The following is a 26,598-nucleotide window of genomic DNA, read 5'->3' as shown; positions in this document are numbered from 1 at the left end:
CAAGGAGGGGAAGAAAAAAGACCCCGGCCGAGGCCGGGGTCCATTCATTCATACCGTTGCCGGGGCTTAGCCCTGCAGCGATTTCACCTCAACATCGCCTTCGGCCTGCGCCTTGATCGCCAGCGCGGCGGCATAGCTTGCTGCGGCTGTGGTGTAATAGGGGATCTTGTCATACAGCGCGATCGACCGGATTGATCGGCTGTCTTCCACCGCCTGTGCGCCTTCGGTCGAGTTCATGACCAGCTGCACGCCGCCGTCCTTCATCAGGTCGGTCACATCCGGGCGGCCTTCGTACACTTTGTTGACCACGCCGCACGGCACACTTTCTTCAGTCAGCCAGGCTTGTGTGCCGCGGGTCGCAACAAGCTCAAAGCCTTGCTCAACCAGAACACGCGCTGCTTCGAGCATATCCGGCCCTTTGTCCGCATCCTTGATCGAGATAAACGCACGACCTGCGCTGGGCAGCACCATACCGGCCCCCATTTGTGCTTTCAGGAAAGCGCGCGGGAAGTCGCGATCCCAGCCCATGACCTCTCCGGTCGAACGCATTTCAGGGCCCAGGATGGTGTCAACGCCGGGGAAGCGGGCGAAAGGCAAAACGGCTTCTTTTACCGAGAACCAAGGCATGTCGGGGTCGGCCAGCGTCATCTGGTCAGCGATTTTGGTGTCATCGACAGTTTTGTAAGGGGGGCGTTTCGGGAAATTCGCCAGTTTCTCACCGGCCATCACACGCGCAGCGATAGAGGCAATCGCGCTGTCAGTGGCTTTGGCCACAAAAGGCACGGTGCGGCTGGCACGAGGGTTGACCTCAATCAGGTAAATCTCGTCATCCTTGATGGCGAACTGCACGTTCATCAGGCCGACGACATTCAGCGCCTTGGCCAGCTTGAACGCCTGATCCTTAATCTGTTCGATGATCTCTTTCGACAGCGAATAAGGCGGTAGCGAACAGGCCGAGTCGCCCGAGTGCACGCCGGCCTCTTCGATGTGCTGCATGATGCCTGCAACATGCACGTCGTTACCGTCGCACAGCGCGTCCACGTCCAGTTCGACCGCACCGGCCAGATAGCTGTCCAGAAGAACCGGGCTGTCGCCGGATACCACTACGGCCTCATTGATGTAGCGGCGTAGCTGATCCATATCGCGCACGATTTCCATCGCGCGGCCGCCCAGAACATAGGAGGGGCGGATGACCAGCGGGAAGCCGATATCTTCGGCAATCTCCAGCGCCTTTTCGTCGGTCGAGGCGATGCCGTTCTTGGGCTGCTTCAGGCCCAGTTCATTGACCAGCGCCTGGAAACGCTCACGATCTTCGGCGAGGTCGATCGCGTCGGGCGTGGTACCGAGGATCGGGATACCTTCAGCCTCCAACGCATTGGCCAGTTTCAGCGGGGTCTGCCCGCCAAACTGAACGATCACTCCATGCAGCGTGCCGGCTTCCTGTTCCTTCGTAAGGATTTCCATGACGTGTTCGAAGGTCAGCGGCTCGAAATACAAACGGTCCGAGGTGTCATAGTCCGTTGAGACCGTCTCGGGGTTGCAGTTGACCATGATGGTCTCATATCCGGCTTCGGTCAGCGCGAAACAGGCGTGGCAGCAGCAGTAATCGAACTCGATGCCCTGGCCGATCCGGTTCGGACCACCACCAAGGATGACGACCTTTTTGCGGTCGCTTGGACGTGCCTCGCATTCGACCTCACCCATCATCGGGGCTTCGTAGGTCGAGTACATATAGGGGGTCTGCGCCTCGAACTCAGCCGCACAGGTGTCGATGCGTTTGAAGACGGCGTTCACACCCAGATTGCGGCGGGCGCGACGGACGTTGTCTTCGTCACGGCCGGTCAGATTGCCCAGACGCGCGTCGGTGAATCCAAGCATTTTCAGTTTGCGGATACCGTCCTCGGTAACCGGCAGACCATCTTTGCGCACCTGACGCTCGGCCTCGATGATCTCGCGAATGCGGGCCAGGAACCACGGGTCGAACTTGGTGACGCCGAAAATCTCATCGTCGGTCAGGCCGTGACGCATGGCCTGCGCGATTGTGCGCAGACGATCGGGGGTTTGCTGGCTGATCGCCTTGATCACGGCGGCCTTGTCGTCGGCTTCTTCCCAGACTCCGACGTTCAGACCGGGGATTTCGATCTCATCAAAGCCTGTCAGACCCGACTCCATCGAGGCCAGAGCCTTTTGCATCGATTCGTGAATGGTGCGGCCGATGGACATGGCCTCACCCACCGACTTCATCGCGGTGGTCAGGTAGGGTTCGGAACCGGGGAATTTCTCAAAGGCAAATTTCGGGATCTTGGTGACAACATAGTCGATGGTCGGCTCGAACGAGGCCGGGGTGACCTTGGTGATGTCATTGTCTAGCTCGTCCAGCGTGTATCCCACAGCCAGTTTCGCGGCGATCTTGGCAATCGGGAAACCGGTCGCCTTCGAGGCCAGCGCAGAAGAGCGGGACACACGCGGGTTCATCTCGATCACGACCATGCGGCCATCAACCGGGTTGATCGCCCATTGCACGTTCGAGCCGCCGGTTTCGACGCCGATTTCGCGCAGCACGGCAATCGAGTGATTGCGCATGATCTGGTATTCTTTGTCGGTCAGCGTCAGGGCAGGGGCCACGGTGATCGAGTCACCTGTGTGCACGCCCATCGGATCAACGTTCTCGATTGAGCAGACAATGATGGCGTTGTCAGCGGTGTCGCGCACCACCTCCATCTCGTATTCTTTCCACCCCAGAAGACTTTCATCGATCAGGATCTGACCGACGGGGGACGCATCCATACCCGAGCGGCAAATATGGATATAATCCTCGCGGTTATATGCGACACCGCCGCCGGTGCCGCCCAGCGTAAAGGCGGGGCGGATGATGGCGGGCAGACCAACTGTTTCGAGGGTTTCAAGCGCCAGTGCCACACCGGCGTCGAGATCTTTCTTGCCGTTCTCATCCTTGGGGGCCGTCACGATCTCGGCCTTGGGGTTTTCGATGCCCAACCTATCCATCGCCTCGCGGAACAAGGCGCGGTCTTCGGCCATTTCGATCGCGTCGCGCTTGGCGCCGATCATCTCGACGTTGAACTTATCCAGCACGCCCATCTCTTCCAGCGCCAGCGAGGTGTTCAGGCCGGTCTGTCCGCCCATAGTGGGCAGTAGGGCATCGGGGCGTTCTTTTTCGATGATCTTGGCGACAACTTCGGGCGTGATCGGCTCGATATAGGTCGCATCGGCTAGCCCCGGGTCGGTCATGATCGTTGCAGGGTTCGAGTTCACCAGAATGACCCGATAGCCTTCCTCGCGCAGCGCCTTACATGCCTGAGCGCCGGAATAGTCGAACTCGCAGGCCTGACCGATAACAATGGGGCCTGCCCCGATGATCATGATCGACTGGATGTCGGTTCTTCTCGGCATGGCTTGGCCCCTTCAATTGTCCGCGAGTCAGGGCACCGCCCCAGCGCCCAAATTGTCCTGCGTTATAGGGACCGCGCGAAAAGGTGCAAGAGGTATCGGAAACGGGTTTGAAATTGCCGCTTTCCCCTCTTTCCCTTGGCGCGCTATTCTCTATACCGCGCAGCACGGCAAATGAGGATGCAATTGCGTATTCGTTTCGATCAAGGACCAGCTGGGCGCGGAACCCGGTTTGAGCGTCCGTCCCGGATTATCCGCGCGGATAACGCGGCGGAGGTGCCCCAGGCTCTGGCAGCGCTGGATCAGGCGCGCGCGGATGGGGCCTGGCTGGCAGGGTACGCAAGTTATGAGCTGGGCTACGTGTTAGAACCACGTCTGGCAGACCGGCTGCCAGAAGGACGACGCCTGCCACTACTGTGTTTCGGTGTGTTTGACGCACCGGATCGCGTTGGACTGCCAAAGGCGTCGGGCAGTGTCACTGCGTTTCAGCCCCGCTGGGACGAGGCGCGATATACGCAGGCCTTTCGTACAGTGCATGAGGCGATTGGTGCGGGTGACATTTATCAGGCAAATCTGACCTTCCCAATTGATCTCGATATAACCGGAGACAGCGTCGTGCTTTATGCGGCGCTTGCGGCTGGTCAACCCGTCGGCCACGGCGCCTTGGTTGAGCAGGAGGGGCTGCCTGATCTGCTGAGCCGTTCGCCGGAACTTTTTTTCCGAACCGACGCCGAGGGCCGGATCGAAACGCGCCCGATGAAGGGAACTCAACCGCGCAGCGAGGACCCGGTCGAAGACGAGCGTCGACGCGCTTTTCTGTCTTCGGATGAAAAGAACCGGGCCGAAAATCTGATGATCGTCGATCTGCTGCGCAACGATATTAGCCGGGTCGCGCTGGCCGGATCGGTGAAAGTACCCGAGCTGTTCAAGGTTGAGACCTATGCGACTGTCCATCAGATGGTCTCGCTTGTGCAGGCGCAGTTACACCTTGGCGTAGGCCTTTCGGATATTCTGACCGCCCTGTTCCCGTGCGGATCAATCACCGGAGCGCCAAAGATTCGCGCGATGGAGATCCTGTCCGAACTGGAACCTTGGCCTCGCGATGTTTATTGCGGAACCATCGGTTGGGCGGCCCCGGACGGTCGATCGGAATTCAACGTGGCCATCCGGACCCTCATGGTTGAAGGCGGCAAGGCGACCCTTAACGTAGGCGGCGGGCTGGTCTGGGACAGCACCGCGCCATCGGAATATGAGGAGGCGCTATGGAAAGCCCGCTTCGCCCACCAACTGAGCCTGATTTCCGTCTGATCGAAACTTTGGCCTACAGGCCGGGGCAGGGGTTCGTCAGGCTTGATCGTCATTTGGCCCGCATGGCGCGCACAGCACAGAAGTTCGGCATTGATTTTGACCGAACCGCCGCTTGGACGATTTTGGATGCGAGTTTGGGTGAGATTGCATTGCGCTGCCGTTTGACCTTGGACGCGGATGGCAAATTTGAACTGACGTCCGGAGAATTGGCTGCCAATCCGTCCGTCTGGCGTGTGGATTTGGCCAAACAGAGACTATCATCATCGGATATCTGGCTGGGTTACAAAACGACCCGACGGGCCGTCTATGACATGGCGCGGGCGGGCTTGCCGCTAAGAGTTGATGAGCTTTTGTTTTTGAACGAACGGGATGAGCTTTGCGAGGGCACTATCACGAACCTGTTCCTGACCATGCCCGACGGCAGACGACTGACGCCCTCACTGCGATGCGGATTGCTTCCCGGGGTTTTGCGCGAGGAATTGTTGGATAATAAAGAAGTTACCGAATCCGTTCTGACCTTGACCGATCTAAAAAACGCGCAATCTATCCACTGTGGAAATTCCCTTCGGGGGCTGATCCGTGCGGAGCTTGTGGCACCTTGAGCAAAAATACCGAATGGGTGGAGACCCCTGTTACCAACTCACGCCTCAGGATTGAGTTTGTGCTCTTTTTTGTGGCGGTTCCCATAGCCATCGCGACATTGTTCCCGCCAAACTGGATGTTCTCCTCGCTTTTTGCGTTTACCGGACTGGGGATACTGCTGCTGCAGGATACGCCCGGTTTTTCCTGGGCGGAGCTTTGGTATGGCTGGCGAAACTGGTCGTGGACCGAAGTCTTTGCATTTACCCTGTTCATGGCTACCTTCTGTTCCGCCCTGGTGCTGTGGGCGCGACCGGATGCAGCCTTTGTTTTGCTGCTGCATCGGCCAGAGATGTTGATATTCATCTGTATCGGCTACCCGTTGCTGTCCGCTCTGCCACAAGAGCTGCTTTTCCGCTCTCTCTTTTTCCGACGCTATCACGCGATCCTACCTGAAGGGCGGGCCGCATACCTTTTGAACGCTGGCCTGTTTTCGCTTGCGCACCTCATGTACTGGAGCTGGGTCGTAGCCATCATGACTTTCTTCGGAGGCCTCCTGTTCACCTGGGCCTACCGCAAGCGCGGATCATTCTTTTATGCAGTTCTTCTGCACGCAATTGCCGGTAATATTATCTTTGCGGCAGGGCTGGGCGTCTATTTCTACTCGGGCAACGTGCAAAGGCCGTTTTGACGGCGCGACCCGCCTTGACTTTCCAAGCCTGACGGGGTGTATCGGCGCGACGAATTCTGCGCCCGAAGGGATATGATCCATGCACGCCTATCGCAGCCACACCTGCGCCGCTCTGACCGCCGCCAATGTCGGTGAAACCGTCCGCCTGTCCGGTTGGGTGCATCGTGTCCGAGATCACGGCGGCGTACTGTTCATCGACCTGCGCGACCATTTCGGTGTGACCCAGGTTTTGTGCGACGGCGATAGTGCAGCATTTGCTGAACTGGAAAAGGTACGGTCCGAGTGGTGCATCCGCATCGACGGCACTGTCAAAGCCCGCGACGCTGATCTCATTAACCCGAAATTGCCGACAGGCGAGATCGAGGTTTATGTGCGTGAGCTGGAGGTTCTTGGTGCTGCCGACGAATTGCCGTTGATGGTGTTCGGCGATCAGGAATACCCCGAGGAAACACGTCTGCGCTATCGCTACCTCGACCTAAGACGCGAGGCGATGCAGCAAAACATGACCCTTCGCTCGGACGTTGTCGCATCTATGCGCCGCCGGATGTGGGATCAGGGATTCCGTGAATATCAGACACCGATCATTACCGCATCGTCGCCCGAAGGCGCACGCGACTTTCTGGTCCCCTCGCGACTACATCCGGGCAAGTTCTACGCCCTACCGCAGGCCCCGCAGCAATTCAAACAGCTGATCATGGTGTCGGGCTTCGACAAGTATTTCCAGATTGCACCCTGCTTCCGCGATGAAGACCCGCGTGCAGACCGATCGCCCACCGATTTCTATCAACTCGATCTAGAGATGTCGTTTGTCGAGCAGCAGGATGTGTTCGACACCATCCAGCCCGTGCTGACCGGTGTGTTTGAAGAGTTCGGGGGGGGGCGCAAGGTCGATCAAGAGTGGCCGCAGATTTCCTACAAGGACTCAGCCCTGTGGTACGGCACCGACAAGCCTGACCTGCGGAACCCCATTAAGATGCAAGTGGTCTCTGACCACTTCCGCGGTTCTGGCTTCGCGATATTCGCGAAACTGTTGGAGCAGGAAGGCACCGAAATCCGCGCTATCCCAGCGCCGAGCGGTGGCAGCCGCAAATTCTGTGACCGTATGAACGCATTTGCCCAGAAAGAAGGTCTGCCCGGTATGGGTTACATTTTCTGGCGTGATCAGGGCGAGGGTATGGAGGCCGCAGGTCCACTGGCCAAGAACATCGGCCCCGAACGAACCGAGGCGATCCGTCAGCAATTGGGTCTGGGCGTCGGTGATGCCGCGTTCTTCCTGGGTGGTAAGCCAAAAGCCTTTGAGAAGGTGGCCGGTAAGGCCCGTGACGTGATCGGAGATGAACTGAACCTCACCGAGAAAGACCGCTTTGCCTTTGCCTGGATCGTCGATTTCCCGATCTACGAGCAGGACGAAGAAACCGGTGCGATTGATTTCGAACACAACCCCTTCTCGATGCCGCAGGGCGGGATGGAAGCTTTGCAGGGCAACCCTCTGGACGTACGCGGGTACCAATATGATCTGGCCTGTAACGGCTACGAATTGGTTTCGGGTGCCATCCGGAACCACAAACCCGAGATCATGCTGAAAGCCTTTGAACTGGCGGGCTATGGTGAGGACGAAGTGAAGTCCCGCTTTGGCGCACTGTTCAACGCCTTCCACTACGGCGCCCCGCCGCACGGCGGCTGTGCCGCAGGTATCGACCGGATCGTGATGCTGCTGGCGGATGAGGCCAACATCCGCGAGGTCATGATGTTCCCGATGAACCAGCGCGCCGAAGACCTGATGATGGATGCGCCATCCGATCCGACCTCGGATCAGTTGATGGAACTGGGTCTCAGGATCATCCCGCAAGACTAAGTCTAGCCGCCCGCCCTGAGCGGGCGGTTTACGTTTGGGGCAGTGCAATACAATCGGTGTATTCGCCGCGCCACGCAAATCGGAGTTGCGTGGTGGTCTCAAAACAAGCTCAACTCAATCCAGTGGATTTGCGGCATCCCGACGATTGCGGATGCTCCTGGCCGTCTGTCGTGTCAGGCGGTAGACCCAGATGCAAAGGATCGATGCGGTAATAAAGTACGCGGTCAGCATCTCAGACCGCCTCTTGCCGCTCGAGCCGATCCTGAACCAGACCCGCAATCCGTGCAGCCTGGGCGGTGACCGGTGTCCCCTGCGCACGAGATTGGGCAAGGTCCCGGGCTGCTTCGGCAAGCACAGTATCTTCGGCGTCTCGCGCAACGCTTTGCAGGAATTGTACCGCATAATCCAACGTGCGCTGATCAGTGGGGCCGGTAAGCACGTCGGCGATATGGGCCATGTCGTCCCGATAGGCCAGCGGATCGGGCTGAACGATATTATCCCTGACGGAATCCAGACCTCCTGGGCGGCGATCTTCGGGCAGAAGTTCAAGTATGGAGGTCTGGAAATAAGCGACCGAGGTCAGGGGTTTGGCCAGAAACCCATCTGCACCTGCGCGTCTGGCGATAACCTGCATGCTGTCATCGCCAGACAGCCCGAGAATGACACCGATGCGGGGTACAGCGTGGGTCATTTCGGCTATCAGGTCAGCGCCGGACCCGTCAGGAAGACCCATATCGACGATCAGGACCGAGGGACGATAGATTTGCAGATGGCGCCGCGCTGATTTCAGACAATCCGCACGACGGATACGCGCACCGCTATGCAAGCACATCAATCGTATTGCATCGCACGCATAGCGGCTGTCTTCGACCACAAGGATTGTTTGGCCCAGCAGCGGTCGCATCTTGGTGGCCAGCGCTGGAGAGGCGAAAGGTCCCGAATCGTCCATGGCAGAACTCCTGTTTAGCAGATGCCTCACGCTAGGAACTTCTGGCTAATACAGGGTTAACGACGATTTGGCGCACTTGTCCTTTGGGTATACTGCCCCCATAACCGCTGCAACGCAGAATGAAGGAGAGTCCCATGATTGGTCGCCTGAACCACGTAGCCATTGCTGTTCCCGACCTAGAGGCCGCATCGGCCCAGTATCGCAATGCGCTTGGCGCCAAAGTCGGCGCTCCACAGGATGAGCCGGATCATGGGGTCACCGTGGTCTTTATTGAACTACCCAACACCAAGATCGAATTGCTGTATCCGCTGGGTGAGAACAGCCCGATCAACGGGTTTCTGGAAAAGAACCCATCAGGCGGCATCCACCATGTCTGCTATGAGGTCGAGGATATCATCGTAGCACGCGATCATCTGAAAGAGACCGGCGCGCGCGTTCTGGGATCGGGTGAACCCAAGATCGGGGCGCATGGCAAACCGGTGTTGTTCCTGCACCCGAAGGATTTCAACGGCTGCCTCGTTGAGCTGGAGCAGGTCTGAAGTCGATGACCATTACCGCCGCTCTGGTTCTTTTCGCTGTAATTTGGTTTCTGACCTTGCTGATTGTTCTGCCTGTGCGCATCAAAACGCAGGGGGATCTGGGGGATATTGTTCCGGGCACTCATGCGGGTGCGCCGGAAGTCCATCACATGAAGAAGAAGCTGTGGATTACCACCGGGATATCGGTGGTGCTGTGGGCGATCATTGCAGGCATCATTATCTCCGGCGTAATCAGCGTACGCGATTTCGATTGGCTGAACCAACTGGAACCGCGCGAGTAGCTCAGGTTCGGCTACCCGACAGACCGTGATAAATATGCGTGAAAGTCGCCGCTCCTAGGATCGGGATCAACAGGTTGACCAATGGAACAGAGAGCGGGACCGCCATAAGAATACCGGCGACCCAAATGGTTGTCGCGTGCTTCGCGCGCAGCTTTCGCGCCCCCTCGCGCCCCAGTCGGCGCATCGCAGCCAGGGTGAAATATTCTCTCCCCAAAAGAAACCCGTTCATACCCCAAAAGATAAACAACGCGAATGGCGTGAAGAGTGCATAGAGGATCAATGCCAACAGGTTGGCAACGATCAGTACTCCCAGAAAACTGAGCGTATCCCTTAGCGCATCGCCAAAGGGGATGCGCTGAGCCGGCGGCAGACCGGGGTAATGCTTATCCTCAACCGCCTGTGCGACCTCATCCAGAAACATCGAGGTGATGGCTGACGCAACGGGGACCATCAGAAACACCGACAGCACCATCATCAGCAGGAATGATGACACGCTGAGCAGGTCGTTCAACCATGTCACCTCACCCAGTATTGGCAAGGTGGCCTGATCGCCGACCAGCGCGTTGATCAGCCACAAAAATCCGGCATAGGCAGCCACCAACAACGCGAATGTCAGGCCAACACCCAACAGAAGTACCTTGCGGAATCTTGGGTCGCCGATCTGTCCCAGCGCCTGTAGAAACGACTGGATGATGATCATTCGGAAACCCATTGGGTTAGTGCCGCCACATTGGGGCGCGGTCGTTCGGGAGGGGTCGTACCTTCGGTTGCGATATGGATAAAGCCTGCAATCTTCTCGTTTTCGGCCAAGCCAAGCCCCTGTTCGCAAAACTCGCGATCATGCGATTGCCAGCCGGACAACCAATTGGCCCCCCAACCTGCGGCCAGCGCTGCGTTCAGAAGAGCCAGACATACCGCACCCGCTGAATAGGTCTGTTCAATTGCCGGTATCTTGTCAGAAGGTTTCTGCACCTCAATAACAGCAACCGCCAAATGGCCCATTTCGAATTGGCTGCGCGCCTTGGCGATATCTTCGGGCGATTTTCCCAAGGCGAGACCACAAGTTTCTGTAAGATCTGCAAGGCGTTGCATGGCCCCATGCTCGACAACAACAAAACGCCAGGGTTCCAGCTTTCCATGGTCCGGGCTGCGCGCTGCAGCAGTTAGCAGCGGCCTCAGCTCTTCCCGGGTCGGGGCCGGGGATACTAGCGTTTTGGCCGGACGAGACCGGCGCGCGTGCAGAAAATCCAGCGCAGCTTGGTTCTTCAGGGTCATATGTTAACTTCCTTCACATGGCAGTCTGTATGTCGGAGGCATACTGTTCTCTTTCAAGGGCAAACTGCTCATCAAAAGGCGACAAATTCAATCTGAATTGCTGCTTGTGATCAGACGCAAGATCCAAAAGGAACCACTAGTCTTTGGTGCTCTCGGACTCACGTATCTGATAAACGCCCTCGGGCAAATCCAGCGCAGCGGCCAGATCGCGTACCTGCTCTGGTGACAGGGTAATCTTCTGAATCTGATCGGTCCGCGGGTCCAACTGCTCAAGTGTGACGCATTCAGCGAAGTTGTTGATGACGACATCCTCTTGCAAAGGCTTTGCGCCTTCGTCCACCAGCGTAATCACCGTCGAGTCGAATTCGTGTTCAATTGAAAACATGTGTGCAGAGTGCAGGGCATAAGATCGCAATGCAACCCGTTGCAAGCTGTAATCGGCTGTGGCCCGGCCTTAAATGCCGCGCTATGCTTGTCTGCCGACAGAGTGACCGAAAGGAATGTGAATGCGCCGTCTTGCCCTGTTGCTGGTGATGCTGTTGGCGGCTTGCGATATGTCGCCTGTTATCGCGATCCCGGCCGATCAATGGCAGCCATCGTCATCAGAACAAAAGGACAGGGCGCGCGTATTCGAGCAGGTCAGCCGGGCTGTCGGAACGACCGCAAGCCGGGAATGCCGCCGCCAATCGAGGACTGCCAATTGTGATTTTGTGATTTTGGTTGATCTCTCGTCAAAGGCCCCAGCGAATGCGTTTCAGACCTTGGACAAGGATGGGCGGCCGCTAGTCGTTTTTACACAGCCGATGATCGATGCAACGCAGAACGCGGACGAGATGGCCTTTGTCATGAGCCATGAGGCCGCCCACCATATTTTGGGTCACATCGCCCGGCAGGCGCAGAACGCCAAAGAGAGCGCGCGGATATTCGGTGAACTCGCGCGCAATCAGGGCGCGGACGATGCAGGTATTGAGCGCGCACAGGCGCTGGGCGCTGAGGTCGGGGTGCAGAACTACACGCGTGAGTTCGAATTGGAAGCGGATCGTCTGGGGACACAGATCACTTACGCGGCGGGGTATAACCCGCTGGCCGGGATGGCTTTCTTCCAACGCATTCCTGATCCGGGTGATCGTTTCCTTGCCACGCACCCTCCCAATGCCCAGCGGGTCGAAGTTGTGTTGCAAACGGCGCGGGAACTGGGATTACGATAATGGTCAACTTAACCCGATTGGGTGTCGTTCTCAGTGATCGCGGGTCGAAATATGCTGTGACGGGCGCGGGGGTCACCAGTCGTGCTGATGTCGATGCGGTACTGGCGAAACTGAAATCCGACAAGGCATATGCGAAGGCAACTCACAACACGTGGGCAGCCATCTTGCCAAACGGTGCGCTCAAGGCCGATGACGGAGAGTCTGGCGCGGCAATGGTCATTTTGCGGATGATGGAGCGGGCCGAGCTGACGGATCACGTAATCATCGTGACACGCTGGTACGGTGGCAAGAAGCTGGGCGGGGACCGCTTTCGCCGTGTGCAGGACGCCACGCGGGCCTATCTTGACCAGCTGGCAACCGGGCATTGACCTGAGTCAAGGGCACTGTGCGGGGCATGCGTTACCCTTTCCATAGAGTGAATGGAAAAGGAAACCGCATGTCTGATCGTGAAACGCTGCGACGTCACGCCGACCTTGTAGATCGGATGGCCACGACGCTGGGCGTAGATTTGCAAGAAGTTGCCATCGAAGGGGCCTTACAGTTCGACGAAATCTCGGACGCGGTATTGCGGTGCACGGAATGCCCGAATCCGGGCCATTGCAAGGCGTTTCTGGCCAAGAACCTGACAGCGCCCGACACACCTGAATACTGCCGCAATCACGAGCTGCTGAACAGGCTCAAGCCGTAACGCCAAAAGGGGGGTACCGTGCCACGACTTGGACGGATCATGACCCATTTTCGCCTTGTATTGCGAATGGCACAGGCGACGGGAGCCGACCTTGCCACCGCACATCGCGACGGGCACCTGAGCCAACAGGAATGGGCAGATATGGTTCAGCTCTGCCGCGGGTGCGAATGGGCGCGGGCATGCCCAGACTGGTTGAACGAGAACGAAACGGCGGAAAGCGCGCCCTGCACCTGCCCAAACCGGCACAGGTTCGCCACCTTGAGGGTCAGCAAGCAAAGGTGATCAAATGGATCGAACATCACTGGGCGAGATCGAAAAACACTTTTGGCTGACACGCTCGGTCGCGCGATCCTTAGGGATTTCTCTGACCGAAGCAATGGCCGAAGGGAAACTGACACCTGCCGACTACGCTCAGATGGTGACCCGATGCCGGGGCGCAATATGCGACGAACGTTGTCAGATATGGCTTGCCGCACAACAAGGAATGGCTGAGAAAGCACCTGATTTTTGTGCCAATGCTCAGGTTTTGAACGACTTGACCTGACTTTCAGAGCTTATTGTGCGTTCCGTCGCACAACGGCGGATTGGCGCAGTGCTTGCAGCCACAGAAGAAGACCTTCTTGCTGGCATCAGCAGTATATTTTACGGGTTCAAACGACGTATCTTTGTGCGAACCGTCGCAAAATGGTTGCCGCTTGGACTTGCCACAGGCGCACCAGAAATAGGTTTTTCCTTCGGTCACTTCGGCCGGATAGGGCGATTTCTGGGCGATGATCGGGGCGTCTGACATGTGGCTACTCCGTCTTTGGCTGATGTCGAATTCAAAGTTTAGGGCTCTTTGTCAAAAAAGGTAGACTGCGAATGAAAACCCGCCTTCCAGCGTGGTTTCGCCTTTATTCACGAATGCGTTATCGATTCGGTTGCCATATGAAATTCTTGGTCCTATTCTGATACCGGCCCCGAAAAACTGGGCAATATCAGAAAAGTAATAGAGGATTGATGGACATGAAACTGAAATTTGCTGCTATCTGCGCCACGGCCGTTGTATTGACTGCGTGCTCGCAGCAAGAGGAACCGACCCCGGTTTACATCCAGCCCGACTATGACAAGTTTGGTACACCCAGTTGCTCGGCAGGCTATGAACTGGCCACAACCGAAGCAGGCCAGACCGTATGTAACCCGGTCACCCAATAAGTATTAAGCAGGCGGTTCTGATCGCAGGGCCGCCTGCACACCTCTAAAAAGAACACCGCCCTCGAGGCGGTTTTTTCTTGCCTTTCTGCTGTGGGTCGCGGACGTCTTCTTGCAGGACGACTGATCGGAAACCCCATGCGCAAATTCTTTGACCACCTAAAGGATCGTACCCGCTGGAGCTGGCAGGGCCTGGCTGCAACCTGGCGGCAAGAGTATTCGTTTCGTGGGTGGGTTTGGGCCAACCTGATTTCGGCTTTATTGGCGCTTGCACTCCCTCTAGGTACGGCAGAACGGGCGCTGATCCTTGCTTTGGGCATTCTGGTCTTGGTGGCCGAGTTATTTAATACGGCCATCGAGCGTGCCGTCGATCACACCTCGACCGAGCACCACGCGTTGGCGGGGCAAGCCAAGGATGCAGCAAGTGCAGCGGTGGCGTTGTCTGCAGTCGCTGCCGGAGTGGCGTGGATTGTGATTTTGATCGGCTTGTTCTAGGGACAGACGCCTTTCGTTACGCCGAGGGGTGCAAACGCCCCCACAAGTCGTATTCTCCGGCTTCATCTACCTCGACCGTGACGATATCCCCGGGTTTCAGGCCTTCGAAGCCTTCGTCGATAAACAAGTTACCATCGATTTCTGGAGCATCGGCCTTGGTGCGGCAGGTCGCGGCCTCTTCATCCACCTCGTCTACGATGACATCGAGTTTTTGGCCAACCTTTGCTGCAAGCTTGGCCTCAGAAATGGCCTGAGCTTTCTCCATGAAACGCTCCCATCGCTCTTGCTTGACCTCGGCCGGGACATGATCCGGCAGGTCGTTCGAGCGGGCGCCATCGACATTTTCGTACTGGAAACAGCCGACACGATCCAACTGCGCTTCGTCCATCCAGTCCAGAAGCGTCTGGAACTCTGACTCGGTTTCTCCGGGGTAGCCGACGATGAACGTGGACCGCAAAGTGATATCCGGACAAATAGCGCGCCAGTTGGCAATCTCGTCCAGAGTTTTTGCCCCTGCGGCAGGGCGGGCCATGCGTTTCAGAACATCGGGATGCGCATGTTGGAATGGAATGTCGAGATACGGCAGCACATTGCTACCCGCATCTGCCATCAGCGGGATCAAATCGCGCACATGGGGGTAGGGATAGACGTAATGAAGCCTGACCCACGCATCGAACTGGCCCAGTTCACGCGCCAGATCGGTGATATGGCTGCGCACCTCCCGATCTTTCCATGGGTTCACGTCATACTTACGATCCAGCCCATAGGCCGAGGTATCCTGTGAGATCACAAGCAGTTCGCGCACGCCGCTGTCGACCAGTTTCTCGGCCTCGCGCAGCACTGCATGGGCCGGGCGGCTTGCGAGTTTACCGCGCATGTCGGGGATGATGCAAAACTTGCACTTATGATTACAGCCCTCGGAAATCTTGAGATAGCTATAGTGGCGCGGGGTAAGTTTGACGCCCGAAGCGGGCAGCAGATCGACATAAGGGTTTGGGTCGGGTGGTACGGCTGCATGTACTGCGTCCAGCACCTGTTCGTACTGATGCGGTCCTGTAACCGCCAGAATGCGCGGATGGTGTTCCCGGATATAGTCAGGCTCAGCCCCCAAACAGCCGGTCACAATGACCTTGCCGTTTTCAACCAATGCCTCGCCAATTGCGTCCAGCGACTCGGCCTTGGCGCTGTCCAGAAACCCGCAGGTATTCACAATAACGGCATCAGCACCCGTGTAGTCCGGCGAAATACCGTACCCCTCGGCCCGCAACCGGGTCAGGATGCGTTCGCTGTCAACCAGCGCTTTTGGACAACCCAGCGACACCATTCCAAGGGTCGGTTGGCCACGGCGGGGTGTCTCGGCGATCCGGGCCTCTGGGGCTAGATCGGGGCGGAGGTTCGGTGGGTTCTTGCTCATGGCCGGGCATATAGAGGGGAAAGCTTCCCCTTGCAAATCCCGCCCGCTCGGGGCTGACTTGAAACAGAGCAGAAAGGCCGGAAAGGCAGACCCATGAAGTGGCTCATTCGTTTTCTATTTCTCATCGTTGCAGCCTTCGGGCTGGTCATTGGTGCCTTGCTGCTGATGCCAGGCGAAAAACTGGCGACAATACTTGCTGAACAAGTAAAGGCGCAAACAGGCCGCGATCTCGAGTTGACCGGTGACGTCAAACTGTCATTTTGGCCGGTATTGGGGATGGAAACCGGCCCTGTGACATTTGGCAATGCGCCTTGGGCCGGGCCGGAACCGATGCTTAGCGCCCAAAGCCTCGCGGTTGGGGTCGATGCCTCGGCGTTGTTGTCTGGGAATATCCGGATCAAACGGGTGTTGGCCGATAGCCCGGTTCTACGCCTTGAACGCGCCGATGGGCGCGGCAACTGGGAGCTGCATCAGCCAGGTAACTCCTCGCAAACGGGCGCTACGGCGCAAGCCGTTGAAAGCCGACCCATCACGCTCGAGCGGTTGGAACTGACCAATGCGCGCCTAATCTATCTTGAGAATGGCGCGGTTAGTATGGATTTTGCCGATGTCGATCTTTCGGCCCGCTGGCCTGACGTGGCGGCCCCAATGGAAATGCAAGCCAGTATGTCCGTCCCCGGAGGCAGCGTCGCAGTGGACCTTACCATCCCCGACTTGCCCGCATTTTCCAGCGGCGCTGTCACGCCGTTGCAGCTGAGCCTAACCGCGCCTGGCGGAGATATTCAGTTCTCGGGCCGGGTGAATCTGGCCGGCGAAATGGATGGCAAGACGACGGTCACGGCCAAGGACACTCAAAAGATGCTGGCCGCGTTTGGTCACGGAGGAGTCACCGTGCCCGAGGGACTAGGACAGGTCGCGAGCGTATCCGGGCAGATGACCTATACCCGGGACGGGCGGATTTCATTGCGCAACATGATCGCGGTTCTGGATCAAAACCGGCTTGAGGGCGAAGCTGACATCCAGATTTCAAATCCGCCCCAGATGACTGCGCGTCTGAACGCAGGCGATCTCGACTTATCGAAAGTAAGCGGAGGCAACGCTTCTGACGGCACCTCAGATACGGAAGGGTGGTCAAAAGCCCCAATTGATGCGTCGTTTCTGGCGCTGGCAAATGGCAAGATCCGCTTGCAAGCCACTTCGATTGCGGTTCCGGGTATGACCTTTGGGAAAAGTGATCTGACACTCAGCCTTGATCGGTCGCGGGCTATATTGCAGATGCACCCGGCCTCGCTGTTCTCGGGGCAATTGAACGGCCAGGTGGTCGCCAATAATCGCAACGGTCTGTCGGTTGGTGGAAATCTGAAAGCCGCCAATATCGATATCAACGAAGCGCTCGAAACGCTTGGGGATATCAAACGACTTTCGGGCACCGGTTCAGGCAATCTTGAATTTCTGGGCGTCGGACAGAGCGAAGATCAGATCATGCGATCGCTCAGCGGTAAAGGAGATATCGAGGTCGGGCGGGGCGTTATCTCGGGGCTGGATCTTGACCGCCTTATGGGGCGGGGAAAGGGATCGGGTGGTACGACCGTATTCAACAGCCTTACGGCCAGCTTTACGATGAAGAATGGCGACTTGACCAACAAGGACCTGTTGATGCAGCTGGATAATTTCCGGGCGGACGGTACGGGCCGCATTGGCTTAGGAGCTCGCGATATCGATTATCTGTTCACACCAGTCGCCCTGCGCGCCAACTCAGGGCAAGGGATATCGGTACCCGTCCGAATTAAAGGTCCGTGGAGCGACCCGTCGATCAAGCCGGACCTTACCAAAGTCATTGAGGCGGCAGCCGAAGGCAAAGTTAAAGAACTGGAAGACGACGCAAAGAAGAAGGTTTTGGAAAAGGTTGGTAAAGAACTGGATACCACGGTGACGGATTCCGGTCACATCGAAGACGCGCTGAAGAACAAGCTTGAGGATGAGGCCAAGAAAGGCCTGCTCAAGCTGTTTGGCGGGGATTGATCTAAGCGCGATAACAAAGGGCGCCGAAATGGGCGCCCTTCATAGTGTCATTTAGATTGTCTGATCGTATTCGCCCACGCCGGGTTCAGTTCGAATGACGGCGTCGATATCTGCGAAGATCGCGCGCATTTCATCCTCGCTTTCGCTGCTTTCGCAGACGACGACCAGATTGGGTGTATTGGATGATGCGCGAACGAGGCCCCAACTGCCATTGTCCAGAATGACCCGGGCTCCATTGACGGTCACGACCTCTTTGATAGCCCGCCCTGCGAAGTGTTTGCCGGCGTCGGCCTTGGCAACCAATTTGCCGACCAGGCGCTGCAGTATATCGTATTTTTCTGTATCTGCTGCGTACGGAGACATGGTGGGTGTCGACCATGTCCTTGGTAGTGCTTTCCGAAGGTCTGACATGCTTTTGTCCGGGTTGCGGTCCATCAGTTTGCAGATTTCCACCGCCACGCGCATTCCGCAGTCGTATCCGCGCCCGACCGGTTCCGCCAAGAAATAGTGTCCCGATTTCTCAAACCCAGCCAGCGCACCGATTTCCTTGACGCGGCGCTTCATATGGCTATGGCCGGTTTTCCAGTAGTCGGCTTTGACCCCAAGCGCTTGCAACTCGGGATCGCTGGCGAACAGACCGGTGGATTTCACATCGGCCACAAAGGTCGAACCTGGATGCAGCTTGGCCAGATCACGGGCCATGATGACGCCGACCTTATCGGCAAATATCTCTTCGCCTTCGTCATCCACAACACCGCAACGATCGCCATCCCCATCAAACCCTAGCGCCAGGTCCGCGCCGCTGGATTTGACCGTGTCGGCCATGTCATGCAGCATTTCCATGGCTTCCGGGTTCGGGTTGTAATTTGGGAATGTGTAATCCAGCCGTGTGTGGCTGGGCACAACCTCAACCCCGATCCTTTCGAAAATCTCGGGCGCGAAGGCGGCGGCGGTGCCGTTTCCGGTGGCGCAGACCACTTTCAGCGGACGTGACATTCTGAAGTCACCGACCAGATCGTCGATATAGGCTTCTTTCACACCGTCGACGAATTCATATGACCCGCCCGGGCGCGCGACGCCTTCCCCATTCAAGACGATGTCGCGCAGTTCCGACATTTCGTCAGGGCCGTGGGTCAGTGGGCGGTCAAAGCCCATTTTGACGCCGGTCCAACCGTTCGGGTTATGGCTTGCCGTGACCATCGCAACCGCCGGTACGTCCAGGTGGAATTGCGCGAAATACGCCATCGGGCTGAGCGCTGGGCCGATATCTTTCACCTGAATACCCGCCTGCATAAGCCCAACGATCAGCGCGTTTTTGATCGACAGGGAATAATCGCGATAGTCATTTCCCACTGCAATCACGGGTTCGATCCCGCGTTTGTGCATCTGTGTGCCCAGACCCAAACCCAGGGCCGTCATGCCTGGCAGATTGATCTCATCGGGGTATTTCCACCGCGCGTCATATTCGCGAAAGCCCGTGGGCTTGATCATCGGATCGCGCAGAAAGCTCCAGGTGTTTGGGGTCACCTCAGGCAAAGGCTTGGTCATCACAAATCTCAATCGTTAAATCTGAATTGGGTTTTCTTTGGCCAGCGCATCAAATCGCATCAATGTGTCAACCAGATGGCCCATCTGATCCAAAGGGATCATGTTCGGCCCATCTGAGGGGGCGGTGTCGGGATCCTGATGGGTTTCTATGAAAACAGCCCCGACGCCCAGAGATACAGCGGCGCGCGCCATCACTGGCGCAAACTCACGCTGTCCACCCGAGGAACCACCTTGGCCGCCGGGCTGTTGCACCGAATGGGTCGCGTCCATGACGACCGGATATCCGGTTTGCGCCATCTGTGGCAGCGATCGCATGTCCGCGACCAGCGTATTGTAGCCAAACGAAGTTCCACGCTCGGTCAGCAGGATGTTCTGATTGCCGGTGCTTTCGATCTTAGTGACGATATTCGGCATTTCCCACGGGGCAAGAAACTGCCCTTTTTTTACGTTGACCGCTTTGCCGGTATTGCCCGCCGCCAGCAGCATGTCCGTCTGACGACACAGAAACGCAGGGATTTGCAGAATATCGACGGCCTCAGCCGCAATCGCGCATTGCGCTTCGGTATGGACATCGGTCAGTACCGGTATGCCCATGGTCTTGCGGATATCTTCCAGCACCTGCAGCCCGGAATCAATGCCCATGCCGCGCTTGCCGGACAGCGAGGTCCGGTTAGCTTTGTCATACGAGGCCTTGAACACATATTGCGCACCTGCGGCGTCGCATGCCTCTTTCATGGTGCCGGCGATCATTTGGGCGTGATCGGCGGTTTCAAGCTGGCAAGGGCCGGCAATGATGGTCAGCGGAAGGTCGTTGCCAACCGTCAGGTCGGCTATTTTTACATGTTTCATGAGTCTTACGAGGATACCTGTTCACGAAGGACCGACGCGGTAAGCGAGATCATCAGGTAGATACCAGCAAATAACAGGAATGCCAAAATCGTATTTTCGAACTTGCGCGGATAGCTGGGCTCCTGGCTGGCGACCGGGTTCACCGAGACGGTCAGATACCGCACTTTTCGATTGGCCTCGGTCCGTGTAGCTTCCATTTGCTGCATTGCCGTTTGCAGCATCATGTCACGCGCCGCCAGATCGGCCTGAGCCATCTGGATTCGCACGCTCAAACGCGCCAGCGAATTTTCGCCCGCCGACACATCCAGCATCTCGGCATTCAACTCATCAAGGACCGCTTGCAGCCGCGCGATATCCGCCCGTGTACCATCCACCTTGGCTTGGTTGGGGCGCGTATTATCGAGAAGCGCGGCCAATTGTAGTTCTTTGTCCTGCAGCTCGAATTCGAACTGATCGATCCTTCCTCGCAGGCTGGCGATCACACTTTGCGGGTCCAGTATCGCACCTTGTAGCTGCAGTTCGATCAGGTCTTCCTGAGCCTGTCTGCGTGCCTCTTGCGCAGCCTCAAAACTCGCCAAGGCATCGCGCATCTGGTCTTCGCGTTTCAATTCAGTCAGACCATTGATGGTCTCTTCCGCGTAAGAGATAAGCCGCCTGGACAAATCGACCGCTATCTCGGGGCTCGGCGCTGCGACCTCCATTCGGATGACGCCGTCACTAGGATCATATCCGATTGTGATCATACGCTTATAAAGCTTGTAGGTTTCTTCAAGCGTCGCATCAGCCGGCAATCGTTGGATCGGGTCTATCCAATCCTGCCGAAAAAACTCAGTAAATCCGACATCACGCTCAAGCCGTTCCAATGCATCCTTGGATTCCAGAAATTCCTGAGTGGACACGGAATCCTGCGCCGTCGCAAACTGCGTGCCCGCCAGAAATCCACCGAACGAGGCACCGCCGCCATCCGCTTGCAGGATCGAAAACACCGAGTCGCTGGCATACATCGGCGTCGCCACGCGATAGAAATAGTAGCCTACGATGAACGTTGGAATGAATACGAACACCGTCAATCGTGCGAATAACCCGGCAAGCTTGCGGCGTCGGCGGCGGGCGATGTCTTTCTGAATCTGCCCGATTTCATATTCACGGCGTTCAGCCGGGCTGAGTTCCGGCCCCGGCAGGTTCCTCTGCGAGTCCCTGGTCGTTTGCGGCAGGTGAATCTTTATATTGTCTTGCGCGGCGTCATCACCAGTTGGCTTGCCTTTGTCGGGAGCTGCCAGATCAAGCAGGTTTGTGCGCTGAAACGGATCAATTCCTTTCTTTCGTAACAGCCGGACCGCATCGTAGTCAGACGTCGCCGCCAGCCCGTTCTTGTGCGCCAGACGCCGCGCGACGCGCAATTGCCTCCCTGTCAGACCTTCGCGTTTGATCGCATCCAACTCGTTGCCCGGTTGCTGAGTGTCGTCAGCCGAGTCTGTGCCTTGGGTCGCCTTTCGGATGCGCGAAATGGCGTCCGAGCGTGCCTCGGCAGTGCCAGAACCGTGTGCCGTGCGGTCGGGATTGTATTTCCTAGCCTTGGGTTTGGTAGTCATAGAGCTGCTTTGCCTCTTCCAAGGTTTCAAACATGTAAAGCTGGCCGTCTACCAATACCGCAGCCTGCCGCGCGAATTTTTCAAGAAGCGAAGGGTTGTGCGATACGATCACCAAGGTTGTCGTGCGCAGCTTCTCTTTCAGAATGTCGCCCGCCTTCTTGTTGAACTCGACATCGGTTGTCGAGGGCATCCCCTCATCGATCAGATACATATCGAAATCCAGGGCCAGCATCAGTGCAAATGTAAACCGGGCCCGCATTCCGGACGAATAGGTTCCCAGCGGCTGGTCGAAATACTCACCCAAGTTGCACAGCCATTTGCAGTAGGCTTCGACATAGTCGGGATCCATGCCGTAGATCTTCGCGATATAGCGTGCGTTCTCCAGCGCGGACAGGCGCTTGGCCACACCACCTGCAAAGCCCATGGGGAAGGATACGCGGCAGTCGCGCCGAATCACGCCTTCGTCGGGCTTTTCCAGCCCTGCCATCATGTTGATCAACGTGGTCTTGCCGGTTCCGTTCGGGGCCAGCACGCCAAGAGATGTTCCAAGCTCGACCCGGAACGAGACCCGATCCAGAATCACCTTGCGGCGGGTTCCGGTCCAGAAAGACTTGCTGACATTTTCGAATTCCAGCATGTGCGGCCTGCAGATCGCTCGGGGTTTTGACGGTTTGAGGATCGGTGTGCTACCGATCCATGTTGGCCACATTATGTCGAAATATGAAACAAATGATCAATGCGCATCCGCGTTCATGACATTGATGTGTTGCAAGGACGGTTTCATTGGCTCGAGGATAGATGATGCCTATCTTCATCGATGAACATTGCAAAAGCCTGTTGATCCGATGAATTCGCTGATTGAGGACATCCAAGCCTGCTGTTTGTGTGCGGACAGGTTCGCGCAGACCGCGACTGCGCACCAGCCGCGCCCGGTGGTTTGGTTTCGCCCCGGTGCGCGCATTTTGATCGCAGGTCAGGCACCGGGCGCGCGCGTCCATGCTTCAGGGAAGCCTTTCACCGACCCTTCGGGTGACCGGTTGCGGGATTGGCTGGGACTGGATGAGAACGCATTTTATGACCGTTCGCGCGTATCCATCGTGCCGATGGCGTTTTGCTTCCCCGGATACAATGAGCGCAAGGCCGACCTGCCTCCGCCGCCGATATGCGGGCGCACCTGGCATGACAAAGTGATGGCTGCGTTGGGAGAAGTACCGTTGACGATCCTCGTCGGGGGTCATGCCCATAAATATCATCTTGGCGTGAAAACACCGGTCACCGAGACTGTTAGTCTTTGGCGAGACCATGCGCCGCGCGTCTTTGCCTTGCCTCACCCGTCCTGGCGCAATACGGCTTGGCTGAAGAAAAACCCCTGGTTCGAGGCCGAGCTGTTGCCGGTGCTACAGAAACGGGTGAATGAGGTTCTGAATGACTGAAGCCACAGCTTTGGATGCTGCACATAACTCCATGCAGGCGGCCCCGGAAGACGACAACGCTCGACTACGCTTTTTCGAAAGACTGGCCGATAGCGAGCTGTTCCTGATGCTGACCGAGGAAGCGAAGGATGAAAGCATTTCGCCCGAGCTGTTCGATGTGGCGGATGGTCGTTTTGTTCTGGTGTTTGATCTTGAGGAACGAATGGCTGCATTTGCGGGTCGACCGGTCCCCTATGTCGCTCTGTCGGGTCGTGTTCTTTCAGGGATGTTGTCGGGGCAGGGGGTCGGGCTGGGTCTGAACCTTGATGTTGCACCGTCGTCGATGTTGATCCCCGCTGAAGCGCTCGGTTGGTTGTCTGACACGCTGCAGCATGGTCCAAAGGAGGTGAAGCAGCGACTTGCCGAATTCTATCCGCCCTCCGGTTTGCCAGATGTTCTGTTGACCGCGCTTGATGCAAAGTTGGCGACGGCTGCAGGTCTGGCTGCAGCGGCGTTTCTGGTTGGAACAAGGACCGAGGATGGGGGGCAGGGTCATTTGTTGGGTTTTGTTTCGGCGGTCGAAGGCGCGCAGCCAGCGCTTGCACGCGCCGTATCCGAGGCATTGACCTTTTCGGGGATCGAGGCCGGAGCGCTGGATGTTGGCTTTTTTGAAGTGCAGGATCCGGCTACCTCTGCCTTGGCAAAGGTTGGGCTGCGGTTCGATTTGCCCCAGCCTCAAGCGCCCCAAATGGAAAGGGCCGCGCCGGGCAGTGATCCCGAGCGGCCCCCAATATTGAAGTAGCGCAGGACGTTAATCCGCCGCTTCCAGTTTATCCTGCGTGCGGGTCTCAAAATCGCTGGCGTCATGGCGTTCGTGCAACTGCGTATGCGGCTCTCCAAACGCACGATTGACCATCCGGCCGCGCTGAACGGCGGGGCGAGCATCGATGGCTTTGGCCCACCGCATCACGTTTTCATAGCTTTCGACATCCAGGAATTCTGCCGCATCGTATAGACGGCCCAGAACAAGCTGCCCGTACCACGGCCAGATCGCCATGTCGGCGATCGTATAGTCCTGACCTGCAATATAAGGCTTATCGGCAAGTTCCAGTTCCAGCACATGCAACTGGCGTTTGGCCTCCATCGCGAAACGGTCGATCGGATATTGCCATTTCTCAGGCGCATAAGCGTAGAAGTGGCCAAAGCCACCGCCCAGATATGGCGCGCTGCCCATTTGCCAGAACAACCAGTTCATCACTTCTGTCCGCTCGGCACCGCTGGCGGGCAGAAACTCACCGAATTTCTCAGCGAGATGCAGCAAGATGGAGGCGCTCTCGAAAACGCGCACAGGTGTTTCACCTGAATGATCCCACAGCGCCGGTATCTTCGAGTTAGGATTGGCCCCGACAAAGCCCGAGCTGAACTGATCACCTTCACCGATGTTGATCAGCCACGCATTGTATTCGGCCCCGGAATGGCCCAATGCCAAAAGCTCCTCCAGCATGACCGTAACCTTGACGCCGTTTGGGGTGGCGAGCGAATACAGTTGAAGCGGGTGCTTCCCGACCGGAAGATCCTTTTCGTGGGTCGCACCAGCTATGGGCCGGTTTATATTGGCAAAGCGTCCTCCGCTTTCGCTGTCCCAAGTCCAGACCTTTGGGGGTGTGTAAGTGGATTGTTCGCTCATCTTTTGCCTTTCTGCATCATTTGGCCAAAACGCGCCGCCTTCACAGCTAATATTGCAAAACTCAAAGTCCAACCCCGGATGTGGCGAGATATTTGTAACATTGCGCCTCGTTCACCTCACAAAACCCCTCTGGTTTTCACAGCGGCGCGAGGGGGTCTTCGCGCCGGGCCAAAATTACCTATTGTTTGACCAGACCCGCAGTTCGGGTGACCAGAAACCGTAAGGACATGAGGACCAATCACATGAAACGCTTTGCGCTGACCCTTGCCGCGACGCTGGCTTTTGCCGTGCCCGCGTTCGCCGGAGAACAATATGTTGATGGCACCGGATTTGCCGTATCGGGATACGACGTTGTTGCTTACCGCAGCCTGGATCAGGTTCCTGTAGGCCAGTCGCAACCCGAGGCTGTTCGCGGTCGGGCCGACATCACCGCAGACTATAATGGTGTTACCTGGGCGTTTGCGACCGAAGAGAACCGTGACAAGTTTCTGGAAAACCCGGCCTTTTACGCACCGCAATATGATGGCCATTGTGCATACGGCGTGTCGAAAGGCGGCAAGGTTCCGGGCAACCCAAATCTGTGGCGTATTGTCGATGACAAGCTCTATCTGAACATCACTGATGTTGTTGTTGGTTTCTGGGAAGAGGATGTTCCGGCCAACATCGACCTGGCGGAAGGCAACTGGCCCGGAATCGAAGGGGATGCCGCTTCGACCAGCGTGATCCCGAAATTCACATCAGAAGGCCCGATTTCCAACTGATTCCGATTAATGAAAGAAAGCCCGGCCACTAAGGCCGGGCTTTTTTCGCTGGCGGGTTCTCTCACCCCGCCAACTCGAACATATCCCGCATGTGTTGATCCGCTTCGAACCGTATTGTTACACTCTTGGCACCGGGAAATTTCCTCTCGCGTATCGGGTCAGGAATGACAATCTCACCGGAGCCCGAGCCCTTGGACCGAAAGGTCAGAATCTCTGTTTCTGACTTGCGGTAGCCGGAAAGGACCGAGGTTGGCAATGCAACGCGGTTAGACCCTTCGCAGACTGACGATGCAACGAAGTAGGTAAGATCGCGCCCGAAGCATCCGATTGCATCAGGAACATGGTCCGAAGATTCGCGGGCGCTTTTGGCGGCGTCCGGTTCACCTAGTTCCGATAAATCCTTCAGCGCGCGTTCGGGTTTTAACAGATCGTGACAAGCTTTGATTTCATCTGCGGCCAGTTCGATTACGCGTTTCTTCAGACGAGGACGGCGCGGTGTAGAAGAATCTAAACCGTTTTTGCGTGTCATCCCTTCTTTACGCAAAAAATCATAGGCTGATTTAGCATCCGAAAAACCGGAATAATCACCGTCGGTATGATCAGGATGATCGTGGAACGCGATTTTGCGCCAGGCTTCACGAATCTCGTTTGCGTTTGCATTTGGGGGCAGACCAAGAACCTGCAACGCTTCGGCCCGAGCCTGTACCTTGCTCACTGGCTTCATACTCAAAACACTCATTAAAACTACAACGGGGTCAGATTGCCATTGATCACATTTTTGTCAAATTTTTTCAGGAATTAGACTGAGGTAGGGCAACAGTTGACGGGTGCATATCGAGATTGTCG

Annotated in this window: 30 protein-coding genes; 17 read left to right on the top strand and 13 right to left on the bottom strand. The window is 57.0% G+C overall.

Annotated elements, in window-relative coordinates:
* Positions 1-66: 66 nt before the first annotated feature.
* On the bottom strand, positions 67-3,411 hold the full coding sequence (gene carB, locus ACR0A1_RS09175) for a carbamoyl-phosphate synthase large subunit (RefSeq protein WP_170401770.1): 3,345 nt from the start codon (positions 3,409-3,411) through the stop codon (positions 67-69).
* A 177-nt stretch (positions 3,412-3,588) separates the two neighbouring features.
* On the opposite strand from carB, the gene ACR0A1_RS09170 reads away from it, so the two are divergent.
* The 4 genes from ACR0A1_RS09170 (at position 3,589) to aspS (ending at position 7,841) form a co-directional block, all read left to right on the top strand.
* On the top strand, positions 3,589-4,716 hold the full coding sequence (locus ACR0A1_RS09170; RefSeq protein WP_480867637.1) for an aminodeoxychorismate synthase component I: 1,128 nt from the start codon (positions 3,589-3,591) through the stop codon (positions 4,714-4,716).
* Positions 4,671-5,318 (top strand): aminotransferase class IV family protein, encoded by a 648-nt coding sequence (locus ACR0A1_RS09165; protein WP_170392351.1) that lies wholly within the window; start codon positions 4,671-4,673, stop codon positions 5,316-5,318. Before ACR0A1_RS09170 ends, ACR0A1_RS09165 begins: the two co-directional genes overlap by 46 nt.
* The gene (locus ACR0A1_RS09160; protein WP_480867171.1) at positions 5,315-5,986 is read left to right on the top strand and encodes a CPBP family intramembrane glutamic endopeptidase; all 672 of its coding nucleotides are present in this window, start codon (positions 5,315-5,317) and stop codon (positions 5,984-5,986) included. The genes ACR0A1_RS09165 and ACR0A1_RS09160 overlap by 4 nt, the downstream gene beginning before the upstream one ends.
* Before the next feature lie 79 nt (positions 5,987-6,065).
* The gene (gene aspS, locus ACR0A1_RS09155) at positions 6,066-7,841 is read left to right on the top strand and encodes an aspartate--tRNA ligase (protein ID WP_170392347.1); all 1,776 of its coding nucleotides are present in this window, start codon (positions 6,066-6,068) and stop codon (positions 7,839-7,841) included.
* A gap of 232 nt (positions 7,842-8,073) precedes the next feature.
* Here aspS and ACR0A1_RS09150 read toward each other — a convergent pair whose 3' ends face one another.
* Positions 8,074-8,790, bottom strand: a complete 717-nt coding sequence (locus ACR0A1_RS09150; protein WP_480867169.1) for a response regulator — start codon at positions 8,788-8,790, stop codon at positions 8,074-8,076.
* Between the two features lie 134 nt (positions 8,791-8,924).
* Between ACR0A1_RS09150 and mce the strand changes: the two genes are divergently transcribed.
* Positions 8,925-9,329, top strand: coding sequence for a methylmalonyl-CoA epimerase (mce, locus tag ACR0A1_RS09145; protein WP_170420613.1), 405 nt, complete (start codon positions 8,925-8,927; stop codon positions 9,327-9,329).
* A 5-nt stretch (positions 9,330-9,334) separates the two neighbouring features.
* Complete coding sequence (locus ACR0A1_RS09140; protein ID WP_170392343.1) at positions 9,335-9,610, top strand: DUF1467 family protein; 276 nt, start codon at positions 9,335-9,337, stop codon at positions 9,608-9,610.
* Position 9,611: 1 nt separating this feature from the next.
* On the opposite strand, the gene ACR0A1_RS09135 is transcribed toward ACR0A1_RS09140, so the two are convergent.
* From ACR0A1_RS09135 to ACR0A1_RS09125, 3 genes are all read right to left on the bottom strand, one after another.
* Positions 9,612-10,310, bottom strand: coding sequence for an EI24 domain-containing protein (locus ACR0A1_RS09135; protein ID WP_170401754.1), 699 nt, complete (start codon positions 10,308-10,310; stop codon positions 9,612-9,614).
* Positions 10,307-10,885, bottom strand: a complete 579-nt coding sequence (locus ACR0A1_RS09130) for a nitroreductase family protein (RefSeq protein ID WP_170512462.1) — start codon at positions 10,883-10,885, stop codon at positions 10,307-10,309. The genes ACR0A1_RS09135 and ACR0A1_RS09130 overlap by 4 nt, the downstream gene beginning before the upstream one ends.
* A 136-nt stretch (positions 10,886-11,021) precedes the next feature.
* The gene (locus ACR0A1_RS09125) at positions 11,022-11,270 is read right to left on the bottom strand and encodes a hypothetical protein (RefSeq protein ID WP_170392337.1); all 249 of its coding nucleotides are present in this window, start codon (positions 11,268-11,270) and stop codon (positions 11,022-11,024) included.
* Positions 11,271-11,391: 121 nt separating this feature from the next.
* Here ACR0A1_RS09125 and ACR0A1_RS09120 point away from each other — a divergent pair, with 121 nt between their 5' ends.
* The 5 genes from ACR0A1_RS09120 to ACR0A1_RS09100 all read left to right on the top strand — a co-directional run bounded on the left by ACR0A1_RS09120 (position 11,392) and on the right by ACR0A1_RS09100 (position 13,325).
* Entirely contained in the window at positions 11,392-12,093 is a 702-nt protein-coding gene (locus ACR0A1_RS09120) for a M48 family metallopeptidase (protein WP_170420619.1), read from the top strand.
* Positions 12,093-12,461 carry a YigZ family protein gene (locus ACR0A1_RS09115; RefSeq protein WP_480867165.1) on the top strand — a complete coding sequence of 123 codons (369 nt, stop codon included), beginning with the start codon at positions 12,093-12,095 and terminating at the stop codon, positions 12,459-12,461. The genes ACR0A1_RS09120 and ACR0A1_RS09115 overlap by 1 nt, the downstream gene beginning before the upstream one ends.
* 68 nt (positions 12,462-12,529) lie before the next feature.
* Positions 12,530-12,781 (top strand): DUF6455 family protein, encoded by a 252-nt coding sequence (locus ACR0A1_RS09110; RefSeq protein ID WP_170420623.1) that lies wholly within the window; start codon positions 12,530-12,532, stop codon positions 12,779-12,781.
* An 18-nt stretch (positions 12,782-12,799) separates the two neighbouring features.
* Entirely contained in the window at positions 12,800-13,063 is a 264-nt protein-coding gene (locus ACR0A1_RS09105) for a DUF6455 family protein (RefSeq protein ID WP_480586821.1), read from the top strand.
* Between the two features lie 4 nt (positions 13,064-13,067).
* Complete coding sequence (locus ACR0A1_RS09100; RefSeq protein ID WP_170512454.1) at positions 13,068-13,325, top strand: DUF6455 family protein; 258 nt, start codon at positions 13,068-13,070, stop codon at positions 13,323-13,325.
* A gap of 3 nt (positions 13,326-13,328) precedes the next feature.
* On the opposite strand, the gene ACR0A1_RS09095 is transcribed toward ACR0A1_RS09100, so the two are convergent.
* Positions 13,329-13,571, bottom strand: a complete 243-nt coding sequence (locus tag ACR0A1_RS09095; protein WP_480867162.1) for a CDGSH iron-sulfur domain-containing protein — start codon at positions 13,569-13,571, stop codon at positions 13,329-13,331.
* Positions 13,572-13,786: 215 nt separating this feature from the next.
* On the opposite strand from ACR0A1_RS09095, the gene ACR0A1_RS09090 reads away from it, so the two are divergent.
* Both ACR0A1_RS09090 and ACR0A1_RS09085 read left to right on the top strand, forming a co-directional pair.
* Positions 13,787-13,975: a hypothetical protein gene (locus tag ACR0A1_RS09090; protein WP_255611743.1), complete on the top strand. Its 189-nt coding sequence runs from the start codon at positions 13,787-13,789 to the stop codon at positions 13,973-13,975.
* Positions 13,976-14,110: 135 nt separating this feature from the next.
* Entirely contained in the window at positions 14,111-14,467 is a 357-nt protein-coding gene (locus ACR0A1_RS09085) for a diacylglycerol kinase (RefSeq protein ID WP_170420629.1), read from the top strand.
* Between the two features lie 16 nt (positions 14,468-14,483).
* On the opposite strand, the gene rimO is transcribed toward ACR0A1_RS09085, so the two are convergent.
* Complete coding sequence (gene rimO / locus ACR0A1_RS09080; RefSeq protein WP_480867160.1) at positions 14,484-15,881, bottom strand: 30S ribosomal protein S12 methylthiotransferase RimO; 1,398 nt, start codon at positions 15,879-15,881, stop codon at positions 14,484-14,486.
* Between the two features lie 93 nt (positions 15,882-15,974).
* Here rimO and ACR0A1_RS09075 point away from each other — a divergent pair, with 93 nt between their 5' ends.
* Entirely contained in the window at positions 15,975-17,903 is a 1,929-nt protein-coding gene (locus ACR0A1_RS09075; RefSeq protein WP_480867158.1) for an AsmA family protein, read from the top strand.
* 51 nt (positions 17,904-17,954) lie between these two features.
* On the opposite strand, the gene ACR0A1_RS09070 is transcribed toward ACR0A1_RS09075, so the two are convergent.
* The 4 genes from ACR0A1_RS09070 to ACR0A1_RS09055 are packed head-to-tail and all read right to left on the bottom strand — an operon-like array spanning position 17,955 to position 22,529.
* A complete protein-coding gene (locus ACR0A1_RS09070; RefSeq protein WP_480867157.1) occupies positions 17,955-19,451 on the bottom strand; it encodes a phosphomannomutase/phosphoglucomutase in 1,497 nt (498 codons plus the stop codon).
* A 15-nt stretch (positions 19,452-19,466) separates the two neighbouring features.
* The gene (kdsA, locus tag ACR0A1_RS09065; RefSeq protein ID WP_170564054.1) at positions 19,467-20,300 is read right to left on the bottom strand and encodes a 3-deoxy-8-phosphooctulonate synthase; all 834 of its coding nucleotides are present in this window, start codon (positions 20,298-20,300) and stop codon (positions 19,467-19,469) included.
* Positions 20,301-20,305: 5 nt separating this feature from the next.
* Positions 20,306-21,892: a KpsE/RkpR family capsule polysaccharide export protein gene (locus tag ACR0A1_RS09060; RefSeq protein ID WP_480867155.1), complete on the bottom strand. Its 1,587-nt coding sequence runs from the start codon at positions 21,890-21,892 to the stop codon at positions 20,306-20,308.
* Positions 21,870-22,529 carry an ABC transporter ATP-binding protein gene (locus tag ACR0A1_RS09055; protein WP_170392311.1) on the bottom strand — a complete coding sequence of 220 codons (660 nt, stop codon included), beginning with the start codon at positions 22,527-22,529 and terminating at the stop codon, positions 21,870-21,872. Before ACR0A1_RS09055 ends, ACR0A1_RS09060 begins: the two co-directional genes overlap by 23 nt.
* A 208-nt stretch (positions 22,530-22,737) precedes the next feature.
* Between ACR0A1_RS09055 and ACR0A1_RS09050 the strand changes: the two genes are divergently transcribed.
* Positions 22,738-23,325, top strand: coding sequence for a uracil-DNA glycosylase family protein (locus ACR0A1_RS09050; protein WP_480867153.1), 588 nt, complete (start codon positions 22,738-22,740; stop codon positions 23,323-23,325).
* Complete coding sequence (locus ACR0A1_RS09045) at positions 23,318-24,106, top strand: SseB family protein (protein WP_480867151.1); 789 nt, start codon at positions 23,318-23,320, stop codon at positions 24,104-24,106. Before ACR0A1_RS09050 ends, ACR0A1_RS09045 begins: the two co-directional genes overlap by 8 nt.
* A gap of 9 nt (positions 24,107-24,115) precedes the next feature.
* On the opposite strand, the gene yghU is transcribed toward ACR0A1_RS09045, so the two are convergent.
* Positions 24,116-24,991 carry a glutathione-dependent disulfide-bond oxidoreductase gene (gene yghU, locus ACR0A1_RS09040; RefSeq protein WP_170625217.1) on the bottom strand — a complete coding sequence of 292 codons (876 nt, stop codon included), beginning with the start codon at positions 24,989-24,991 and terminating at the stop codon, positions 24,116-24,118.
* 242 nt (positions 24,992-25,233) lie between these two features.
* Between yghU and ACR0A1_RS09035 the strand changes: the two genes are divergently transcribed.
* The gene (locus tag ACR0A1_RS09035; RefSeq protein WP_170401708.1) at positions 25,234-25,752 is read left to right on the top strand and encodes a YHS domain-containing (seleno)protein; all 519 of its coding nucleotides are present in this window, start codon (positions 25,234-25,236) and stop codon (positions 25,750-25,752) included.
* 61 nt (positions 25,753-25,813) lie between these two features.
* Here the strand turns inward: ACR0A1_RS09035 and ACR0A1_RS09030 are convergent, their stop codons facing one another.
* Positions 25,814-26,476, bottom strand: coding sequence for a J domain-containing protein (locus ACR0A1_RS09030; protein ID WP_170401705.1), 663 nt, complete (start codon positions 26,474-26,476; stop codon positions 25,814-25,816).
* Between the last annotated feature and the right edge of the window lie 122 nt (positions 26,477-26,598).

The organism is Ruegeria sp. D6, assembly GCF_056534365.1.
The sequence above is the reverse complement of the archived record's forward strand: the minus strand, read 5'-3'. Positions and strand labels throughout refer to the sequence as shown.